A 20141-nucleotide genomic window follows, 5' to 3' on the forward strand; every position below is an offset into this window, starting at 1 on the left:
CGCAGGCGGGGGCCCGGGGCTCACCGGGGGCCCGCTCAGCGTCCGCTGTACCCCGCCGTCGGCATCGACAGGCGGCGGTGGACGCCCGAGGTCAGGGCGCGGTCGTAGACCGGTTCGTCGAGGTCGGCGGTGGCCAGGCGGACGCCGGCGGCGGCGCAGCGGGCGGCGAAGGCGTCGGCGTCGTCCACGGCGTGCTCCAGCGCGCGGCGGTGCGGGGCCACGAAGACGTCGACCAGTCCGCGGTCCACATCGCGCCAGAGCGTGGGGTGCCCGGCGGGCAGCCGGTGCAGGCTCAGCCGGCAGGTGAGGTCGTAGCCGCGGGCCGCCGCCCACCGCTCGCACATCGCGTGCTGGCCCCGGTCGTCGACGAGAAAGGGCTCGTCGCCCAGGTCCGACAGCGGCATCAGACAGGCGAGGGCGGTGGCGCGGACCGGGTTCATCGTGCCCTTCGGACGGGGTCGGTGTGCGGGCGACGATACCGGCGGACGGCGCCCGCGGTAACGGCGCGCACACCCGCCGCGCACCACCGTCGTACCCGCTCAGGCGCGGCCGAGCGCCCGGGTCACGGTGATCTCGATCGCCACCCGCTCCGGGTTGGGTGTCGGCGTCCGGCCGTACCGCTCGGCGTACCGGCGCTCGGCTTCCGCGACCGCCGCCGCGTCCGTCCGTACCCGGGCGATCCCCTCCAGCGTCGCCCACCGCCGCCCCGCGACCTGGCAGACCGCGACCCGCGCCCCGTCCGCCCCCGCGGCCCGCACATTGCGCGCCTTGGTGGAGCCGCCGCGGGTGATGACCCGTGCGATCCGCTGCTCCGCGTCGTACGTGACGCCGACCGGCACCACGTGCGGGGAGCCGTCGCGCCGCGGTGTGGTCAGCGTCGACATGACGTGCTCACCCCAGAAGGCGAGGTAGGAGGGGTCGAGGGCGGCGAGATCGTGAGCCATGGGGGAAGCGTAGCGACGGGCGGTGGGCCGCCTTTTTCCGCGTACGGCGAGGGGCCGGGCCCCGCGCGGGCGGCCCGGCCCCTGGTGGCGGCCGTCTCAGAGGAAGTCGCCGGTCTCCAGCGTGAAGGAGAAGGGGGCGGGGAGCGGCAGCGGTGTGCCGAAGGGGACGGGGTGGGACTCGCGGTAGTCGTCGCCCTCGGGCTTGCTGAACAGCGTGACCATGGAGGTCTCGCGGTCGACGAGGAGGTAGAGGGGGAGGGCGCCGCGGGCGTAGGAGTGGCGTTTGTCCGTGCGGTCCCGGTCGGGCTTGGTGCTGGTCACCTCGACCACCAGGGCGACACCGTCGGGTGACATCCATGGTGGAGCGCCCCGGAAGACGCGCAGGGACCAGGGTGCCATTGTGGCGTCCGGGATCACCCGGTCTGTGAGACCGAGATACGCTCCGGGAAGGATGAGCCCCTTCCCGCCTGAGATCTGCATGCGGGTCGCGGACGCCGCTTTCACCTGGTCGTTGATGAGGTCCAGGTAGTCCTCGTGATCCCCGTCAGTAGGCGGTGACAGAACAATCTCCCCCTCGATGAACTCGGCGCGGTACCCGTTGGGGGTGTCCATGCCGAGAAAGTCGTCCAGGAGGGACTGCTGGTCGGTCGCCGTCGGCTCGTATGCCATAGCCGTCATGCTGCACCTCCGTTGCGTTCGGGGCCAGTGTCGGCGCCGCGCGCCGGGTGCCGCAGGCATATGCCAACCCGTTCACCCGTAGGTGTGGCCCCGGGCGTCCCGGGGAACCCGGATGCCGCCGCGGCGCGGCAGGCTCGGCACCGGACCCGGGTGGGCCGCCGGCCGCCGCCCTTTCCGGAATCTTGAGCACAATCTTGAGCCGCCCCCGCTCAACTTCACTCTTGAGTGTCGTAGACTCAACTTACTGAACGTCGACCCGAGCATGACGCCGAGCACGAGGAGGACCCCGCGACCGTGGACGCCGAGCTGACCAACAAGAGCCGGGAGGCGCTGAGCGCCGCCAACGAGCGGGCGATCACCGCCGGGCACGCGGACATGACGTCCGCCCATCTGCTGCTCGCACTGCTGGCCGGGCCGGCCGACAGCAACGCGAACATCACCGATCTGCTGGCCGCCGTCGGCGCGGACGCCGCGGTGCTGCGCGGCGGCGCCGAGCGGCGGCTCGCCGCGCTCCCCAGCGTGCAGGGCTCGACGGTCGCGCCGCCGCAGCCCGACCGCGAGCTGCTGGCCGTCCTCGCGGACGCCGCTCACCGCGCCAAGGAGCTGGGCGACGCCTATGTCTCCACCGAGCATCTGCTCATCGGCATCGCGGCCAAGGGCGGCGCGACCGGTGCGCTCCTCGACGAGCAGGGCGCGTCCGCCAAGAAGCTGCTCGCCGCCTTCGAGGAGTCGCGCGGTGAGCGGCGGGTCACCAACGCCGACCCGGAGGGCACGTACAAGGCGCTGGAGAAGTTCGGTACGGACTTCACCGCGGCGGCGCGTGAGGGCAAGCTCGACCCGGTCATCGGCCGGGACCACGAGATCCGCCGGGTCGTGCAGGTCCTCTCCCGCCGGACGAAGAACAACCCGGTGCTGATCGGCGAGCCCGGCGTCGGCAAGACCGCCGTGGTCGAGGGGCTGGCCCAGCGCATCGTCAAGGGTGATGTGCCCGAGTCGCTGCGGAACAAGCGGCTGGTCGCGCTCGACCTCGGCGCGATGGTCGCGGGCGCGAAGTACCGCGGTGAGTTCGAGGAGCGGCTGAAGACCGTCCTGGCGGAGATCAAGTCCAGCGACGGCCAGATCATCACCTTCATCGACGAGCTGCACACCGTCGTCGGCGCGGGCGCCGGCGGCGACTCCGCGATGGATGCCGGCAACATGCTCAAGCCGATGCTGGCCCGCGGTGAGCTGCGGATGGTCGGCGCGACCACGCTGGACGAGTACCGCGAGCGGATCGAGAAGGACCCGGCGCTGGAGCGCCGCTTCCAGCAGGTGCTGGTCGCCGAGCCGACCGTCGAGGACACCGTCGCGATCCTGCGCGGTCTCAAGGGGCGCTACGAGGCGCACCACAAGGTCGCCATCGCCGACTCCGCGCTGGTCGCCGCCGCCACCCTCTCCGACCGCTACATCACCTCCCGCTTCCTGCCGGACAAGGCCATCGACCTCGTCGACGAGGCCGCGTCCCGGCTGCGGATGGAGATCGACTCCTCGCCCGTCGAGATCGACGAGCTCCAGCGCTCCGTGGACCGGCTGAAGATGGAGGAGCTGGCGCTCAAGAACGAGACCGACGCCGGTTCCGTCGCTCGGCTGGAGAAGCTGCGGCGCGACCTCGCCGACAAGGAGGAGGAGCTGCGTGGGCTGACCGCCCGCTGGGAGAAGGAGAAGCAGGGCCTCAACCGCGTCGGCGAGCTGAAGGAACGCCTCGACGACCTGCGCGGACAGGCCGAGCGCGCGCAGCGCGACGGCGACTTCGACACCGCCTCCAAGCTGCTCTACGGCGAGATCCCCAAGCTGGAGCAGGAGCTGGAGGCGGCGGCCGCCGCCGAGGCGGAGCAGGAGGCGTCCGCCGAGTCGATGGTGAAGGAGGAGGTCGGCCCGGACGACATCGCCGACGTCGTCGGCTCCTGGACCGGCATCCCCGCCGGCCGCCTCCTCGAAGGCGAGACGCAGAAGCTGCTGCGCATGGAGGACGAGCTGGGCAAGCGGCTGATCGGGCAGGGCGAGGCGGTGCGCGCGGTCTCCGACGCGGTCCGCCGCACCCGCGCCGGGATCGCCGACCCGGACCGGCCCACCGGCTCGTTCCTCTTCCTCGGCCCCACCGGCGTCGGCAAGACCGAGCTGGCGAAGGCGCTCGCCGACTTCCTCTTCGACGACGAGCGGGCGATGGTCCGCATCGACATGTCGGAGTACGGCGAGAAGCACTCCGTCGCCCGCCTCGTCGGCGCGCCTCCCGGCTACGTCGGCTACGAGGAGGGCGGCCAGCTGACCGAGGCGGTCCGCCGCCGGCCGTACAGCGTGGTGCTGCTGGACGAGGTGGAGAAGGCCCACCACGAGGTCTTCGACGTGCTGCTCCAGGTCCTCGACGACGGCCGCCTCACCGATGGCCAGGGCCGTACCGTCGATTTCCGGAACACCATCCTCATCCTCACCTCCAACCTCGGCTCGAACTTCCTGATGGATCCCCTGCTGAAGGAGGAGCAGAAGAAGGAGAAGGTGCTGGAGAGCGTCCGGGCGTCGTTCCGTCCGGAGTTCCTCAACCGCCTCGACGACCTCGTCGTCTTCCACCCGCTCGGCACCGACCAGCTCCAGCGGATCGCGCAGATCCAGATCGACCACCTGCAGAGGCGCCTCGCCGACCGCCGGCTGACCCTCGACGTCAGCGAAGCGGCCCTGACCTGGCTCGCCTGGCTCGGCCAGGAGCCGGTGGCAGGCGCCCCGGCGCCGGACCTCTCGTACGGCGCCCGGCCGCTGCGCCGCCTGGTGCAGACCGCCATCGGCGATCAGCTGGCGCGCGCCATCCTCGCGGGCGACGTGCTGGACGGCGACACCGTCCGCGTCGACGTGGACGGCGACCACCTCGCCGTGGTGTCCGCCCGCGCCGCCGTCTGACGCGCCACGCTCCGCCCCGTCCGGGGTTGCCAGGACGGGGCGGGCATGGTGGAGGATGGCGCAGACCATACGAAGGGAAATCCACGGTGAGCATCGACCCGTCCTCGATTCCGAATTTCGGGGGCCAGCCCGAACCGCAGCCGACGGGGCCCGAGGGTCCCGTCGTGCCCGACCAGGATCTGGTCAAGCAGCTCCTCGACCAGATGGAGCTCAAGTACGTCATCGACGAGGAAGGCGACCTCGCCGCCCCGTGGGAGCAGTTCCGTACGTACTTCATGTTCCGCGGTGAGGAGGAGCAGCAGATCTTCTCCGTCCGCACCTTCTACGACCGCCCGCACGGCCTGGAGGACAAGGCCAAGCTGCTGGAGGCGATCGACGACTGGAACCGCCGCACCCTGTGGCCCAAGGCGTACACCCACACCCATGACGACGGCACCGTCCGGCTGATCGGTGAGGCGTCGATGCTGGTCGGCACCGGTGTCGCGCTCGAACACTTCGTGTCGAGCACGGTCAGCTGGGTCCGCGCCTCCATCGAGTTCGACAAGTGGATCGTCGAGCAGCTCGGCCTGGAGTCCGAGCTGGACGACTCCGGCGACGACAAGCCGGACGACGAGGGCTGACCCTCCGTCCGACGCCCGCCGCGGGCCCCCGGAACGCTTCCGCTCCGGGGGCCCGCGGCGTGTCCGGAAGCGGTCGAACGCCCGCTTTTCCCGTCGTATGGGGGCGGCTGCCCGTTCCGGTACGACCGTCTCACCATGGCGGGAACCGGATCTCCAACTCGCCGGTAAGGCCCGGATACACTCCCCTGCCATGCGTGAACGGACAGTGGAGACCAGGTGGCGAATACGGGCGCCGCGGCAGGACGGGAACAGATCGGACGGCGCCGGTGACCCGCACAGTCCCGATGTCCGCCGCTGATGGCGGGCCGCTCCCAAGCGACCGGTAACGGCGCCGCCCGCCACAAACAGGCGAGGGATCCCCGGGCCCACTGGCTTCTCCTCGCTCTCACCCTGCCCGTCCTCTTCGGCGCCCTGCTCTTCCAGGGCTGGACCGAGAACGAGGTCGACGGCTCCAAGACCAAACAGGACTGCTCCCAGCCGGTACCCGCCGCAGCGGCGGACGCCGGGCCCGTCCTCACCGTCAACGGCGACGGTGCCCGCTCCACCTCGATGCCCGCCGGCACCGTCGCCCTCACCTATGACGGCGGCCCCGACCCCTACTGGACCCCGCGGCTGCTCGCCCTGCTGAAGAAGCACCATGCCCACGCCACCTTCTTCCTCGAAGGTGCGGACGCCGCGCAGTACCCCGACCTCGTCCGGCAGATCCGGGCCGAGGGACACGAGATCGGCTCCCACTCCTACACCGGCGCCGACCTCGGCAACGCCTCGGGGGTGCGCCGCGCCCTCGAACTCCGCCTCACCCAGAGCGCGTTCGCCGGAGCCGACGGTTTCCGGACGAAGCTGCTGCGGATGCCGATGACCACGACCGTGGCCACGCTGTGCGGCGCCGAATGGCCCGCGGCGCAGCAGGCATCCGAGCACGGCTACACCCTGGTCGCCGCGGACCACTCCGGCCGCAAGCCCGCGCACGGCCTGGTCCGGCAGTTCAGCCTGACCTCCCTCGCCTACGGCCAGACCAAGCAGCTGCTGGCCGATCCGAAGGCCCGCCGCTTCACCACCATCTCGGCGGGCACCGGCGCCACCGAGCCCGCCATGACCGAGGCGGGCGCACCGGAGCGCTGGCTGGGCACCGCGCTGATCTGGTTCCAGCAGCTGGGCCGCAGCTCCGTCTCCGCCCTGACCTGGGTGCTGACGATCGCCGCCGCGCTCGGCCTGCTCCGGCTGTTCACGCTGGTGCTCTTCGCCCGCGCGCACGTCAGACGGCTGGAGCGGGAGCGGCCCGGGGCGCCCCGGCTGCGGCAGATCGCCGACCCGGTGACCGTCCTCGTCCCCGCGTACAACGAGGAGGCGGGCATCGGCACCACCCTGCGCTCGCTCCTCGCCTCCACCCACGAGCGGCTCCAGATCCTCGTCATCGACGACGGATCGACCGACCGCACCGTGGAGATCGCGGAGGGGTACGCGGAACGCGACCCGCGGGTACAGGTGCTCTGCCAGCCCAACGCCGGCAAGGCCGCCGCCCTCAACCACGGTCTCGCGTACACCCGCTCCCCGTACGTGGTGATGGTCGACGCGGACACCGTCTTCGAGGCGGACGCGATCGAGCGCCTGATCCAGCCACTCGCCCACCCGGCGGTCGGCGCGGTGAGCGGCAACACCAAGGTCGGCAACCGCACCCGCCTCCTGGGGCGCTGGCAGCACCTGGAGTACGTCTTCGGGTTCAACCTCGACCGCCGGATGTTCGAGGTCCTGGAGTGCATGCCGACGGTGCCCGGCGCGATCGGTGCGTTCCGGCTCGACTCGCTCATGGGCGTCGGCGGACTCAGCGAGGACACCCTCGCCGAGGACACCGACCTGACCATGGCGCTGTGGCGGGCCGGCTGGCGGGTGGTCTACGAGGAGAACGCCATCGCCTGGACCGAGGTGCCCACCACGCTGCGGCAGCTGTGGCGTCAGCGCTACCGCTGGTGCTACGGCACGCTCCAGGCGATGTGGAAGCACCGCCGCGCCGTCCGGGAGGTCGGTCACGCCGGCCGCTTCGGCCGCCGCGGACTGTCGTATCTCCTCCTCTTCCAGGTACTGCTGCCGCTGCTCGCCCCCGTCATCGACGTCTTCATGCTCTACAGCACGCTGTTCACGGACAGCCCGGTGAAGTCGGTCGTGACGTGGTTCGGGTTCCTGGCAGTGCAGATCGCCGTGGCGGCGTACGCGCTACGGCTGGACGGGGAATCCCGGCGTCCGCTGTGGGCGCTCCCCTTCCAACTGCTGGTCTACCGGCAGCTGATGTACCTCGTCGTCCTCCAGTCGGTGGTCGCCTTCGTGACCGGCAGCCGGCTGAAGTGGCAGCGCATGCACCGCTCCGGTACGGCCGCCGCGGCGGCCCAGCACATCGGCGGACCCCACGACCGCCGCAGTCTGACCGTTACGAGGTGACGACCCTGTATCCCCCCACACCCCCCACGACCCCACCACCCCCCGATCCCCTCACCCCCACCACCGGATACGTCCCGTGGCCCGCGAACCCCCACGTCGCGGGGCACCAGGAGTACGGACCGGGGTACGCCCAGGGGTACGGCCACACCGCCGACCCGCTGCACCCCGGCGCCATCCCGGCCCAGACCGCCCCTATCCCGCAGCCCGTGGCGCCCCACCGCCCCGAGCCGTACGGCTACGCGACCGAACCGCCGGGTGTGTACGCGTCCGATCCGCTGACGGCGTACGCCCCCGATCCCTCGCTCGCGTACGCCCCGGAGCCGCTGACCACGTACGCGCCGGAACACCCGGCGTCCGAGGGGTACGAGGCGTACCCGGCGCCGCACGACGCCCCGGTCACGGAGTTGCCCGAGCCGCATCCGCTCGACCCGGCGGACGCGGACGCGGTACTGCCGGACGCGCCACCGGTCGCCGGGCTGCCCCGGCGGGTGCGCCGGCCCTCGCGCCGCCGCCGCACCCGCCTCGGGCGCGCTGTCCGGGCCTGCTGTGTGCTGCTCGTCCTGACACTGTGCGGCGGCGCCGGGGCCTACGCCTGGGCGGATTCCCGGCTGGACAGCACGGTCGATCTGTCCGCGCTGCCCGGTCGGCCCGCCCCCGGCAAGGGCACCAACTATCTGATCGTCGGCTCCGACAGCCGCGCCGGGCTCACCGCGAAACAGGCGTCGGACCTGCACACCGGGTCCGGCATCGACGCCGAGGGCCGCCGCACCGACTCGATGATGGTGCTGCACACCGGTGCCCACGGCACCACGATCACCAGCCTCCCGCGCGACTCCTGGGTGGTGATCCCCGCCTACGTCGACCCGCGCACCGGCATCCACCACCGGCCGGCCCGCAACAAGCTCAACGCGGCGTTCTCCCTGGGCGGACCCCAGCTCCTGGTCCGCACCATCGAGTCCAACACCGGCCTCCGCCTCGACCACTACACCGAGATCGGCTTCGCCGGTTTCGTCGGCATCGTGGACGCGGTCGGCGGGGTGCGGATGTGCGTGAACCGCCATGTCACGGACGAGAAGTCCGGCCTCGACCTGACCCGCGGCTGCCACACCCTCTCCGGCCGCCAGGCCCTGGCCTTCGTACGCCAGCGCCACCAGGAGAAGCAGGGCGACCTCGGGCGCTCCCGCAACCAGCGGAAGTTCCTGGCCGCCCTCGCCGCGAAGGCGGCCTCCCGGGACGTCCTGCTCAATCCGTCCGCCCTCGTCGGCACCGCCGGCGCGGGCCTGAAGACCCTGATCGTCGACTCGGCCACCGGGCTGCCCCGGCTGACCCGCCTCTTCGAGGCGCTGCAGGACGCGTCCTCGGGCCGCGGCAAGCAGCTCAACGTGCCCATCTCCGGCTTCGGCGTGGGCACCTCGAAGGGCAGCGTCGTCGTCTGGGACAAGGCGAAGTCGCGCCGCCTCTTCGCCGAACTCCGCGCGGACCGCCCGGTCACCGTCACCGGCTGACCGGCACCCGGTCCGCATCCGGACAAGGGCCCCGCCCGACTGCCACAGAGGACGACGGCGGTCGGGCGGGGCCTCGTTAGGGTGATGCCTGCGCCACCCCTGAACAACTGAAGTAGCTTCTGGACCGCAGGGGTTCATCCGTGGCGCAGCGGTGTCCGGCATGCGGCGGAACGGGAACGGGCGAGGGAGGCGGCAGGGGCTGATGGCCGAGTGCAGCGGGCAGGAGGACGACCCCGGCTGTCCGGGACCGCACTCGGGCTGTGACGGATGCGGCGCGGTGGGGCAGCGGGTGGAGCAGACGCTCGCCGTCACCCACTACGGGCAGGGCACCTCCGCCGTCGCCCTGCACAGGTGCCGGAACTGCGCGGGGCGGGGGTTCTTCTGCCAGGCGCCCCTGAAGTGCGAAGGCCCGCACGGCAGTGGGACATACATGCTCCCGCCCCACTCCCTGCCGCCCGTGTAGCCGCCTCACGCCCCGGTCAGACGGCCGACTCCTTGAGCCGGTCCACCGCCTCCTGGAGCACCTCCGTCTTCTTGCAGAACGCGAAGCGGACGAAGGGGGCGCCCTGTTCCTGGTGGTCGTAGAAGACCGCGTTCGGGATGGCGACGACCCCGGCGCGCTCCGGCAGCGCCCGGCAGAAGGCGTGGCCGTCGGTGTGGCCCAGCGGGCGGATGTCGGTGGTGACGAAGTAGGTGCCCTGCGGCCGGTAGACCTCGAAACCGGCGGCGCGCAGCCCGTCGGAGAGCAGATCGCGCTTGGCCCGCAGATCCTCCAGGAGCCCGCTGAAGTAGCTGTCCGGCAGCGCCAGCGCCTCGGCGAGCGCGTACTGGAACGGGCCGCCCGAGGTGAAGGTGAGGAACTGCTTCGCCGAGCGGACCGCGGCCACCAGCTCCGGCGCGGCGGTCACCCAGCCGACCTTCCAGCCGGTGAACGAGAACGTCTTGCCCGCCGAGCCGATCGTCACCGTCCGCTCCCGCATCCCGGGGAACGTCGCGAGCGGCAGATGTGCGCCCTCGAAGACCAGATGCTCGTAGACCTCGTCGGTGACGACCAGCAGATCGCGCTCGCAGGCGAGCCGGGCGATCTCGGTCAGCTCCTCGCGGCTGAGCACGGTGCCGGTGGGGTTGTGCGGGGAGTTGAGGAGGATGAGGCGGGTGCGGTCGGTGATCGCGTCGCGCAGTTCGTCCAGATCGAGGGCGTACGTCCCGGACTCCGGCTGCGGGCGCAGCGTCACGGGGACGCGCCGGCCGCCGGCCATCGCGATGCCGGCGGCGTACGAGTCGTAGTACGGCTCCAGCGCGATGACCTCGTCGCCGGGCTCCAGCAGGGCGAGCAGCGAGGCGGCGATCGCCTCGGTGGCGCCGGTGGTGATCAGGACCTCGGTGTCGGGGTCGCAGGTCAGGCCGAGGTGGCCGTAGAAGCGCTCCTGGTGGGCGGCGACGGCGGCGCGCAGTGCGGGGATGCCGGGGCCGGGTGGGTACTGGTTGCCGTGGCCGTCCCGCAGGGCGCGCACCGCCGCCTCGCGGACCTCCTCGGGGCCGTCGGTGTCGGGAAAGCCCTGGCCGAGGTTGATGGCGCCGGTCCGTACGGCGAGCGCGGACATCTCGGCGAAGATCGTCGTGCCGAATTCGGCCAGGCGGCGGTTGAGCAGCGGTCGGTCCATGCGCGCCATCCTCCGCCGAACCTCTGGACTTCCTCAACTGTGCTTTGCGTCAGCGGCGGTCGGGCATCAGCCCCGCACGGAAGGACCACCGGCGCGCCCCGCGGCCGCCGGAGAGCCTCGCTCGGGGGAGCGGAAGGAGTGTGAGGCAGATGGGTGTGGCGCTGTTCCTGCTGATCGTGGTGGCGGTGCTGGGCATCGTGTCCGCCGCGTCCCGCGGCTCCGGCGGAGGGAAGCGGGCGGGCGGCTCCAGCTGGTGGGTCGCGGGCGACTCCGGCTCCGGTGCGGGCCATCACGGGGGTGGCGGCCACCACGGCGGCGGGCACCACGGCTGCGGCGGTGGCTCGTCGTGCGGGGACGGCGGCTCGTCCTGCGGCGGTGGCGGCGGCTGCTGAGCCGCTTCCCGGGCCGGGGCGCGGGGCCGCCCCGCGGGGCACCGGCGTGCGCCGGGGAGTGACCCCGGGGGCGCCGGAACCCCGCCGGACGACGGCCGCGCCGCCGCCCGTCCCGCCGGATCGCGGGGCCCGGCCCGGCCCGCCCGCCCGGGTACGCACCGTGGCCACCGCCTTCGTCCCCACCGTCGTACGGCCGCTGCGACGCCGCACGTACCGGGGCCTCCGGCGACGGGCGAAGAGCCCTTGTGTGCTTGGCGGTTGAACAAATGATCTGATGGGCCCTCTGAGGGATGGAAACCCCGTGAACATGGGTAATTCCGCTGTGGGTGCCTGCCATTCGTGATTCCCTCTTCAGTGAGAATCCCCCAGTTCTCGGATCCCGCGTGGGCGCGAGCCGGCACAGATTTCCCCGATGTTTTCTCCGGGGCGGACCGGCCCACCCATCCACTGCGTGCTTGCGGAGCCGACCCATGCTCACGACCTTGACAACGGCCTATACCGATACCCGTGCATCAGATCTCGCCTGGGCGCTCGGCAGGGAACCCCTGCCGGCCCTCGCGGTTCTCGATCTCCAACTGGCAGGCGCCCAGCTGCAGTTGAGGCTGCTGGGGGCCTCCCATCAGGTGCTGCTGGAGGAGGAGCGCGGCACCTGCTCCGAAACCGTCGCCTGTATGCCCGGCAGCAGCACCCCGCTCCCCCTCGGCGTCGCCAAGCGCCTCGGCGAGTGGGAGTACGAATTCGCCGCCCATGTCGAGACGCTCTCCCGCGGCTCGTTCGCCGTGCGCGCCCAGGAGCTGCTGGCGCTGGTCTCCGACCATCCACACGGTCTGGCCGGGACGTTCCCCGGCTCACCGCACGCCTTCACCGCGATGCTCGCCCAGCGCCGGCACGGCGAGGTCTGCTGGCGCACCTGGCACTCCTATCCCCAGGAGGGGTGCCTGGTCACCACCAGGACGAGGGTGGGCGTACGCATCCCCGCCGCGGTCTGAAGCGGGCGGTCGCGTACGGCGGTTCGCCGGGGCGGCCGGGGTACGGCCCCGGACCGGCCCGGCGTCCGGCGCGGCTGCGGACCGGCGTACGGCGCCCGGTGTGAGCCACCCCGCGCGCGGCGGCGATCGAGCGCCCCCTGCGCACCCCCATCACCCAACTCGCATGTGTAGCACGCCTACTGCACTCTTGTGGGTGACGAATACGCACGGAATCGTCACGTAGCGTTCATTTCATGATCGATCCGCAGGAGCCCGTCCCAACCGCTGCCTACGGGCCACCGGAGGTCATGCGACCGGCGCTGCTGCCGGTGCGGTCCGGGCCCGGCCGATTGCTCGTCCTCGCCGCGGTCTTCGTCTGCGCGGCCTGCGGTCTGGTCTACGAACTCGAACTGGTCGCCCTCGCCTCCTACTTGACCGGCGACTCCGTCACCCAGTCCTCCGTCGTGCTGTCGGTGATGGTCTTCGCGATGGGCCTCGGGGCGCTGCTGGCCAAGCGGTTGCGCTGCCGGGCGGCGGTCGGCTTCGGTGCGATCGAGGCGGGGCTCGCGCTGGTCGGCGGCTGCTCGGCGATGGCGCTGTACGCCTACTTCGCCTGGTTCGGCCAGTCCCGCTCGGTGCTCGTCGGCTTCTCGCTGGTCATCGGGGTGCTGATCGGCGCCGAGGTGCCGCTGCTGATGACGTTGATCCAGCGGGTGCGGCAGCAGGACGCGGGCGGCGCGGTCGCCGACCTCTTCGCCGCCGACTACGTGGGCGCCCTCGTCGGCGGGCTGGCCTTCCCGTTCCTGCTGCTGCCGGTGCTCGGCCAGCTCACCGGCGCGCTGGCCACCGGCGCGGTCAACGCCGCCGCGGGCGGGGCGCTGGTCCTGTGGCTCTTCCGCCGAGATCTGACCCGGCGCGCCCGCCGCCGCCTGCTGGCCGTCAACGCACTGGTCCTGGTCCTGCTCGCGGCCGCGGTCCTGCTGGTCGCACCGTTCGAACGCGCCGCCCGGCACGCGGTGTACGGATCGGCCGCCCGGGTCGTGGTGCAGACCGGCGTCCAGGAGGTGGTGATGACCGGCGGCGCGGGGCGCGAGGGCGGTGCGGGAGACGCGAGGAAAGGTTCCGGCGGGCCGCTCGCGCTCTACCTGGACGGCCGGCTGGAGGTCAGCGCGGAGAACGAGGGCCGCTACCACCGGGCCCTGGTGCGCCCCGCCGTCGCCGGTGGCCCGCACGGCCGCGTCGTGGTCCTGGGCGGCGGCGACGGGCTGGCCGTCCGGGAGGTGCTGCGCCACCGTTCGGTCCGCTCGGTGACCGTCGTCGAACTCGACCCGGGCGTCAGCGACCTGGCCCGCACCGACCCCGGTCTCTCCGCCCTCAACCGCCACGCCCTGGACGATCCGCGCGTCCGGGTCGTCACCGCCGACGCCTTCGACTGGCTGCGCGCGGCGAGCGCCCGCTGCGGACGCCGCTGCCGCGGCCCGTACGACGTCATCGTCTCCGATCTGCCCGACCCCCGGATGACCGCCGGGACCAAGCTCTACTCCCAGGAGTTCTACGGCCTGGTGGCGCGGCTGCTCGCGCCGGACGGGCGGCTCGCGGTGCACGCCGCGCCGCCCGAGGTGCGGCCGCGGGTGTTCTGGACGGTCGAGTCGACGCTGCGGTCGGCGGGGCTGGCGACCGCACCGTACGAGGCGCCCGGGCGGGCCGTCTCCGGGGCGCGGTACTGGGGCTTCATCCTGGCCGGGCACCACGCCCGCGACCTGGACCCGGCGCCCGCATCGCGGCTTCCGCCGGCCGTCCGCGCCACGCTGCCGGGCGGTGTCCGGCCGCTGTCCGGCGCCCGGGTCGACGGGCTGCCGCCGTCGACGCTGATGCATCCGCGCTACGGCTGAGCGCGGCGTTCCGGGCGCCGGGAAAGTCGCACCGATGCGGGTACGGGTCAGGGGGCGCTGGGTAGGCTGCCATGCCATGGAGCATGAGATGTACGTTCCGCTTCCCGTGGGGACCGTCCGGCGGGCGCTCGGTGAGGTGGCGCGGGTCGCGCGCTGCGTCCCCGGCGCCCAGCTCGACGCCGAGGCGGATGCCGCGCGCCCCGAAGGCCGGTTGCGGCTGCGTATCGGCGGCTCCACCATCACCTACCGCGGTGCGCTGACGGTCGCCTCGCCGGGCGCGGCGGACGCCGACGTCACGGTCGAGGCGCAGGGCACGGAGGCGCGCGGCGCCGGGTCCGTCGCCGTCACCCTCGCCGTCCGTCTGTCGCCCGCCGATGGCTCCGGTACGACGCTGACCTGCACCGGAACGGTCCGCAGCGAGGGGCGGCTGGCCGAGGCCGAGGCGCAGACCGCGCTGACGGCCGGGCGGCGTCTGCTGGACCGGTTCGCGGAGAATCTCGCGGCGGACGTGGCACGGCATCCGGTGGCGGAGGAAGAGGAGCCGGACCGTGACCGCGCGGGCGGCTCCGTCTTCGACACCGAGGTCCCGCCGCCGTCCCTCGATCCGGAGGCCGACGACGCCCCGGAGACGGCTGCGGACGCCGGGCCGGAGGCGGACGGCGCGGACCGCACCGGCCCCGACGACGACGTACCGCTCCCCGAACACGGCCCCGACGGCGTCGTCGACGGGGAGAACTACGACGGCCAGACCTACGACGGGCAGGACTTCGGCGACGACGAGGACGAGGTGCCCGCCGAGGCCGCGCACGCCCGGCGGACGATGATCGGCCGCAGCGCCGAGGAAGTCGACCACGCCCCGCCGCGCGGGCGGTACGCACCGGTGCCCGCGCCCGAGACCCACACCGCCTCCGCGGCGCTGCGCTGGGCCGCACCGGCCGCCGCCGTGGTGCTGGCAGGCGCGGTCGTCGTCGGCCGGGCGCTGCGCCGCCGCCGCTGACACCCGGGCCCGGCCTCCGGGGACGGCCGCTCCGCGGATCGCCTAGGGTCGGGCGGTGTGAGTACGGACAACACCACACAGGCACGGCGGAACGTCGTACGGCTGACCGCGGGCGACGCCGAGGTCGACGTCGAGCCGGAGAACGGCTGCCGCCTCTCCGGGCTGCGCGTCGGCGGCACCGAACTGCTGCGCCAGGGCGCGAAGTACGGCTGCTTCCCGATGGTCCCCTGGTGCGGACGGATCGACCAGGGGCGGTTCCGCAACGGCGGCGAACTGCATCAGATGCCGGTCAACGCGCCGCCGCACGCCATCCACGGCACCGGCCGTGACCTGCGCTGGCGCACCGCCCGCCGCGATGCCCGCTCCGCCGTCTTCACCTACGACCTCGCCGACCCGGCCGCCCCCTGGCCGTACCCGGGCACCGTCACCCAGGTCGTGGAACTGGCCGAGGACGGCCGGTCGCTGACGCTGACGCTGGGGGTGGAGGCGGCGGCCGACTCGTTCCCCGCGCAGGCGGGCTGGCACCCGTGGTTCGTGCGGCAGCTCGACGGCGGCGGCGCGCCCGTGGAGCTGTCCTTCGACGCGGCGTGGCAGGAGGAGCGCGGCGCGGACCATCTGCCGACCGGCCGCCGGATCGCCCCGCTGCCCGGCCCCTGGGACGACTGCTTCGGCATGCCGGACGGCGTCGAGGCCACGGTGACCTGGCCCGGCCGTCTGGAGCTGACCGTCGCCGGCCACGCCGAGTGGGTCGTGGTCTACGACGAGCAGGAGGCGGCGGTCTGCGTCGAGCCGCAGTCCGGCCCGCCCAACGGCCTCAACACGCTGCCGCGGCTGGTCACCCCGATCGACCCGTTGGAGGTCTCGACCACCTTCAGCTGGCGGACCCTGGACTGACCGCCCGCCATGGGCCGGTACCTGCCCAATTAAGCTCAGGGGCATGACCGAGGACGTACGCGGCGCGCTGCTGCAGCAGATCAAGGACAAGGCCGTGGTGCACGGCAAGGTGACGCTCTCCTCCGGCAAGGAGGCCGATTACTACATCGACCTCCGCCGGATCACCCTGGACGGTGCGGCGTCGCCGCTGGTCGGTCAGGTGATGCTGGACCTCACCGCCGACCTGGAGTTCGACGCGGTCGGCGGGCTGACGCTGGGCGCCGACCCCGTCGCCGCGTCGATGCTGCACGCCGCCGCCGCGCGCGGCCGCCGGCTGGACGCGTTCGTCGTCCGCAAGGCGCAGAAGACCCACGGCATGCAGCGCCGTATCGAGGGGCCGGACATCAAGGGCCGCCGGGTGCTGGTGGTCGAGGACACCTCGACCACCGGTGGTTCGCCGCTGACCGCCGTCGAGGCGGCCCGGGAGGCGGGCGCCGAGGTCGTCGCGGTCGCGACGATCGTCGACCGCGGTGCCGCCGATGCCATCGCCGAGGCCGGTCTGCCGTACCTCACCGGTTACCGTCTCGGTGACCTCGGCCTGGCCTAGCCAGGTCCGCCGGGACCGCCGCGCGGGCGGCCGGCGATCGGTGGGTGGCGCCGGGCCTGTCCCAGCGCCACCACACTGACCAGTGGTTTTCTTCGGGGGGCGGCTGTTTCACGTGAAACGGCCGCCCCTGGCATGTCCGGCACGGCGGGGGATGCCGAGCAATCCGGACCGTCTGGGAAGATGAGGACGGCGAGGTCGTCGCCCCCTGGTCAGGGCCTAAACGCATACCCGTACTTCACAAGGAGCGGACAGATGCCCATCGCAACTCCCGAGATCTACAACGAGATGCTCGACCGGGCGAAGGCGGGCAAGTTCGCCTACCCCGCCATCAACGTGACCTCCACGCAGACGCTGCACGCGGCGCTGCGCGGCTTCGCCGAGGCGGAGAGCGACGGCATCATCCAGATCTCCACCGGCGGTGCGGAGTTCCTGGGCGGCCAGTACAGCAAGGACATGGTCAGCGGCGCGGTGGCGCTCGCCGAGTTCGCGCACGTGGTGGCCGGGAAGTACGGCGTCAACGTCGCGCTCCACACCGACCACTGCCCCAAGGACAAGCTGGACGGCTACGTCCGCCCGCTGATCAACATCTCCGCCGAGCGGGTCGCCAAGGGCCAGAACCCGCTGTTCCAGTCCCACATGTGGGACGGCTCGGCCGAGACCCTCGCGGACAACCTCGCCATCGGCCAGGAACTGCTGGCCAAGGCCGCCGACGCCAAGATCATCCTTGAGGTCGAGATCACCCCGACCGGCGGCGAGGAGGACGGCGTCAGCCACGAGATCAACGACGAGCTGTACACCACCGTCGACGACGCGCTGCGCACCGCCGAGGCGCTGGGCCTGGGCGAGAAGGGCCGCTACCTGCTGGCCGCCTCCTTCGGCAACGTCCACGGCGTCTACAAGCCGGGCAACGTCGTGCTCCGCCCCGAGCTGCTCAAGGACCTCCAGGAGGGCGTCGCCGCCAAGTACGGCAAGCAGTCGCCGTTCGACTTCGTCTTCCACGGCGGCTCCGGCTCCACCGAGCAGGAGATCGCCACCGCGCTGGAGAACGGCGTCGTCAAGATGAACCTCGACACCGACACCCAGTACGCGTTCAGCCGCCCGATCGCGGACCACATGTTCCGCAACTACGACGGTGTGCTGAAGGTCGACGGCGAGGTCGGCAACAAGAAGGTCTACGACCCCCGCAGCTGGGGCAAGCTCGCCGAGGCCGGGATGGCCGCGCGGGTCACCAAGGCATGCGCGGACCTGCGCTCCACGGGCACCACGCTGCAGAAGTGAGCTGACAGCTCGTACGGACGAGGGCCCCGCACCCGGGTGGTGCGGGGCCCTCGTGCATGTCGGCGGGAAACCCGGGCCGATCGCGGGCATGCTCCCCGTATGACGATGCCGAGTCCGCCCGGAGGCGTCCGCCTGGCCTCGCCGCAGGGGCGGTGGGTGCTGCTGACCGCCGTCCTGGGGTCGGGCATGGCGATGCTCGACAGCACGGTGGTGAATGTCGCGCTGCCGCACATCGGCGACGATCTCCACGCCGACCTGGGCGTTCTCCAGTGGACGATCACCGCGTACATGCTCACGCTCGCCTCGCTGATCCTGCTGGGCGGGGCGCTGGGTGACCGCTACGGGCGGCGGCGGATCTTCCTCGTCGGGGTGGTGTGGTTCGCGGTGGCGTCGCTGCTGTGCGGGATGGCGCCGACGTCGGGCGTGCTGATCGCCGCGCGGGCGCTCCAGGGCATCGGCGGGGCGCTGCTCACGCCGGGGTCGCTGGCGCTGATCCAGTCGGTGTTCCGGCCGGACGACCGGGCGCGGGCGGTCGGCGCCTGGTCCGGGCTGGGCGGCGTGGCCACGGCGATCGGCCCGTTCGTCGGCGGCTGGCTGGTGGACGGCGCGGGCTGGCGCTGGGTGTTCTTCCTCAACGTGCCGCTGGCCCTGGTGTGCGTGCCGATCGCGCTGCGGTTCGTACCGGAGACCCGGGAGCGGGCGGCGGCGCGCGGCGGGTTCGACGTGGCGGGCGCGGTGCTGGGCGCGCTGGCGCTCGGCGGGGTGACGTATGCGCTGATCGCGGCGCCGGGGCGGGGGCTGTCGGCGGGCGTGGTGGTGCCGGGCGTCGCCGGGTTGCTGCTGGGGGTGGCGTTCGTCGAGGTGGAGCGGCGGCGGGCGGAACCGATGCTGCCGCCGCAGCTGTTCACCGTCCGGCAGTTCAGCGCGGTCAACGCGGTGACGGTCTGCGTCTACGCGGCCTTCAGCGGGTTCTTCTTCCTGGCGGTGGTGCAGCTCCAGGTGGTGGCCGGGTATTCGGCGCTGGCGGCGGGCACCGCGCTGCTGCCGACCACGGTGCTGATGCTGCTGCTCTCCGCCCGCTCGGGCGAGCTGGGCCAGCGGATCGGGCCGCGCATCCCGCTGACCGTGGGGCCGCTGCTCTGCGCGATCGGGATGCTGCTGATGACGCGGGCGGGCGCCGGGTCGTCGTACGTGGTGGACGTGCTCCCGGCGCTGGTGGTGCTGGGCGCCGGGATGGTGACGCTGGTCGCGCCGCTGACCGCGACGGTGCTGGCCTCGGTCGACGTGGACCGCGCCGGGCTGGCGAGCGGCATCAACAACGCGGCGGCGCGGGCGGCGGGTCTGGTGGCCATCGCGGCGCTGCCGCTGCTGGCCGGAATGGGCCCCCAGGCGTACCGCTCGGCCGACGCCTTCGACGCGGCGTTCCGCCGGGCCATGCCGTGGTGCGCCGGGGTGCTGCTGGTCGGCGCGGTGATCGCCGTCCTGACGGTGCGGACCGTGCCCGCGGCGGCGGAGGAGCGGCCGGAGCCGGCGCTCGCGGCGCCGGAGGCGGTCGGCGCGGCGGAGACCGCCGGGGGCGCGAGCGCGGTGCCCGAGGGGCCGCGGCACGGGGCGCCGTGCCACCCGGAGTGCACGTACCACTGCGGGGTGGGGGCGCCGCCGCTCGACCCGGGGGACGCGGCGGCGGAATCGCCGGTGGGCGCGGGGGCGCCGCCCGGGCCGGGGCTCTCGCACGGGCCCGGCGCGGAGGCGTCGGATCCGGACGGCCTCGCCGGTCCGGAGGGCGACCGGGAGCCGTAGGGCGGACGACGGGCCGCGGCGGGGGAGCAGCCGGGGGCCGGAGACGCGCCCCGCCCGGCCCTGCACCGCCGCTTTTCGGCCACCCGCACCGGCCCCCTCCGGGCCCCCGCCGGGCGGTCCCCGGGACCAGGCAGACTGGGGGCATGGCCATTCACGAGAACCTTCTCGGGGGACCGCCCCCGACCCATCTGCCCGACGACCCGGGCCCGCGCGAGCTGCTCGCCGCCGGTACGGCCCCGGCCGATGTCGCGGCCAAGTTCCCGACCTCCTCGCTGGCCTGGGCACAGCTCGCCGACGACGCGTTCCAGGGCGGCCGGACCGTCGAGTCGTACGCGTACGCCCGGACCGGCTACCACCGCGGGCTCGACGCGCTGCGGCGGGCGGGCTGGAAGGGGCACGGACCGGTGCCGTTCGAGCACGAGCCGAACCGCGGCTTCCTGCGGGCGCTGCACGCGCTGGCCCGCGCCGCCCACGCGATCGGCGAGGAGGCGGAGTACGAGCGCTGCACCACCTTCCTGCGCGACTCGTCCCCGACCGCGGCGGACACCCTCTCCTGACCCGG

17 protein-coding genes are annotated in these 20141 nt (G+C 73.1%); 13 read left to right on the top strand and 4 right to left on the bottom strand.

Going from position 1 to position 20141, the window contains the following annotated elements:
• Positions 1–35: 35 nt before the first annotated feature.
• The 3 genes from ACZ4U4_RS03985 to ACZ4U4_RS03995 all read right to left on the bottom strand — a co-directional run bounded on the left by ACZ4U4_RS03985 (position 36) and on the right by ACZ4U4_RS03995 (position 1622).
• Positions 36–440 carry a hypothetical protein gene (locus ACZ4U4_RS03985; protein ID WP_467868846.1) on the bottom strand — a complete coding sequence of 135 codons (405 nt, stop codon included), beginning with the start codon at positions 438–440 and terminating at the stop codon, positions 36–38.
• Positions 441–539: 99 nt separating this feature from the next.
• Positions 540–944: a TIGR03618 family F420-dependent PPOX class oxidoreductase gene (locus tag ACZ4U4_RS03990; protein WP_467868847.1), complete on the bottom strand. Its 405-nt coding sequence runs from the start codon at positions 942–944 to the stop codon at positions 540–542.
• A gap of 96 nt (positions 945–1040) precedes the next feature.
• The gene (locus ACZ4U4_RS03995) at positions 1041–1622 is read right to left on the bottom strand and encodes a Uma2 family endonuclease (protein WP_467868848.1); all 582 of its coding nucleotides are present in this window, start codon (positions 1620–1622) and stop codon (positions 1041–1043) included.
• A 294-nt stretch (positions 1623–1916) separates the two neighbouring features.
• On the opposite strand from ACZ4U4_RS03995, the gene clpB reads away from it, so the two are divergent.
• From clpB to ACZ4U4_RS04015, 4 genes are all read left to right on the top strand, one after another.
• Positions 1917–4550, top strand: coding sequence for an ATP-dependent chaperone ClpB (gene clpB, locus ACZ4U4_RS04000; protein WP_467868849.1), 2634 nt, complete (start codon positions 1917–1919; stop codon positions 4548–4550).
• A gap of 86 nt (positions 4551–4636) precedes the next feature.
• Positions 4637–5170, top strand: a complete 534-nt coding sequence (locus ACZ4U4_RS04005; RefSeq protein WP_467868850.1) for a YbjN domain-containing protein — start codon at positions 4637–4639, stop codon at positions 5168–5170.
• Between the two features lie 297 nt (positions 5171–5467).
• Positions 5468–7603, top strand: a complete 2136-nt coding sequence (locus ACZ4U4_RS04010) for a glycosyltransferase (protein ID WP_467868851.1) — start codon at positions 5468–5470, stop codon at positions 7601–7603.
• Positions 7600–9108, top strand: coding sequence for an LCP family protein (locus ACZ4U4_RS04015; protein WP_467868852.1), 1509 nt, complete (start codon positions 7600–7602; stop codon positions 9106–9108). Before ACZ4U4_RS04010 ends, ACZ4U4_RS04015 begins: the two co-directional genes overlap by 4 nt.
• Positions 9109–9587: 479 nt before the next feature.
• Here ACZ4U4_RS04015 and ACZ4U4_RS04020 read toward each other — a convergent pair whose 3' ends face one another.
• Positions 9588–10772 (bottom strand): pyridoxal phosphate-dependent aminotransferase, encoded by a 1185-nt coding sequence (locus ACZ4U4_RS04020; RefSeq protein ID WP_467868853.1) that lies wholly within the window; start codon positions 10770–10772, stop codon positions 9588–9590.
• A gap of 149 nt (positions 10773–10921) precedes the next feature.
• On the opposite strand from ACZ4U4_RS04020, the gene ACZ4U4_RS04025 reads away from it, so the two are divergent.
• The 9 genes from ACZ4U4_RS04025 to ACZ4U4_RS04065 all read left to right on the top strand — a co-directional run bounded on the left by ACZ4U4_RS04025 (position 10922) and on the right by ACZ4U4_RS04065 (position 20136).
• Positions 10922–11164: a hypothetical protein gene (locus ACZ4U4_RS04025; protein WP_467868854.1), complete on the top strand. Its 243-nt coding sequence runs from the start codon at positions 10922–10924 to the stop codon at positions 11162–11164.
• Between the two features lie 470 nt (positions 11165–11634).
• On the top strand, positions 11635–12153 hold the full coding sequence (locus ACZ4U4_RS04030) for a DUF2617 family protein (RefSeq protein WP_467868855.1): 519 nt from the start codon (positions 11635–11637) through the stop codon (positions 12151–12153).
• A 233-nt stretch (positions 12154–12386) separates the two neighbouring features.
• Positions 12387–14024 carry a polyamine aminopropyltransferase gene (locus tag ACZ4U4_RS04035; RefSeq protein WP_467868856.1) on the top strand — a complete coding sequence of 546 codons (1638 nt, stop codon included), beginning with the start codon at positions 12387–12389 and terminating at the stop codon, positions 14022–14024.
• Positions 14025–14100: 76 nt separating this feature from the next.
• Positions 14101–15021 carry an SRPBCC domain-containing protein gene (locus ACZ4U4_RS04040; protein ID WP_467868857.1) on the top strand — a complete coding sequence of 307 codons (921 nt, stop codon included), beginning with the start codon at positions 14101–14103 and terminating at the stop codon, positions 15019–15021.
• 57 nt (positions 15022–15078) lie between these two features.
• The gene (locus ACZ4U4_RS04045) at positions 15079–15915 is read left to right on the top strand and encodes an aldose epimerase family protein (protein ID WP_467868858.1); all 837 of its coding nucleotides are present in this window, start codon (positions 15079–15081) and stop codon (positions 15913–15915) included.
• A gap of 43 nt (positions 15916–15958) precedes the next feature.
• Positions 15959–16501 carry an orotate phosphoribosyltransferase gene (gene pyrE / locus ACZ4U4_RS04050; protein WP_467868859.1) on the top strand — a complete coding sequence of 181 codons (543 nt, stop codon included), beginning with the start codon at positions 15959–15961 and terminating at the stop codon, positions 16499–16501.
• Positions 16502–16753: 252 nt separating this feature from the next.
• Positions 16754–17779 carry a class II fructose-bisphosphate aldolase gene (gene fbaA, locus ACZ4U4_RS04055; RefSeq protein WP_467868860.1) on the top strand — a complete coding sequence of 342 codons (1026 nt, stop codon included), beginning with the start codon at positions 16754–16756 and terminating at the stop codon, positions 17777–17779.
• Positions 17780–17878: 99 nt separating this feature from the next.
• The gene (locus ACZ4U4_RS04060) at positions 17879–19579 is read left to right on the top strand and encodes an MFS transporter (protein WP_467868861.1); all 1701 of its coding nucleotides are present in this window, start codon (positions 17879–17881) and stop codon (positions 19577–19579) included.
• A gap of 143 nt (positions 19580–19722) precedes the next feature.
• A complete protein-coding gene (locus ACZ4U4_RS04065) occupies positions 19723–20136 on the top strand; it encodes a DUF3151 domain-containing protein (protein WP_030284364.1) in 414 nt (137 codons plus the stop codon).
• Positions 20137–20141: the final 5 nt, after the last annotated feature.

Source organism: Streptomyces sp. NPDC029159, from assembly GCF_055564055.1.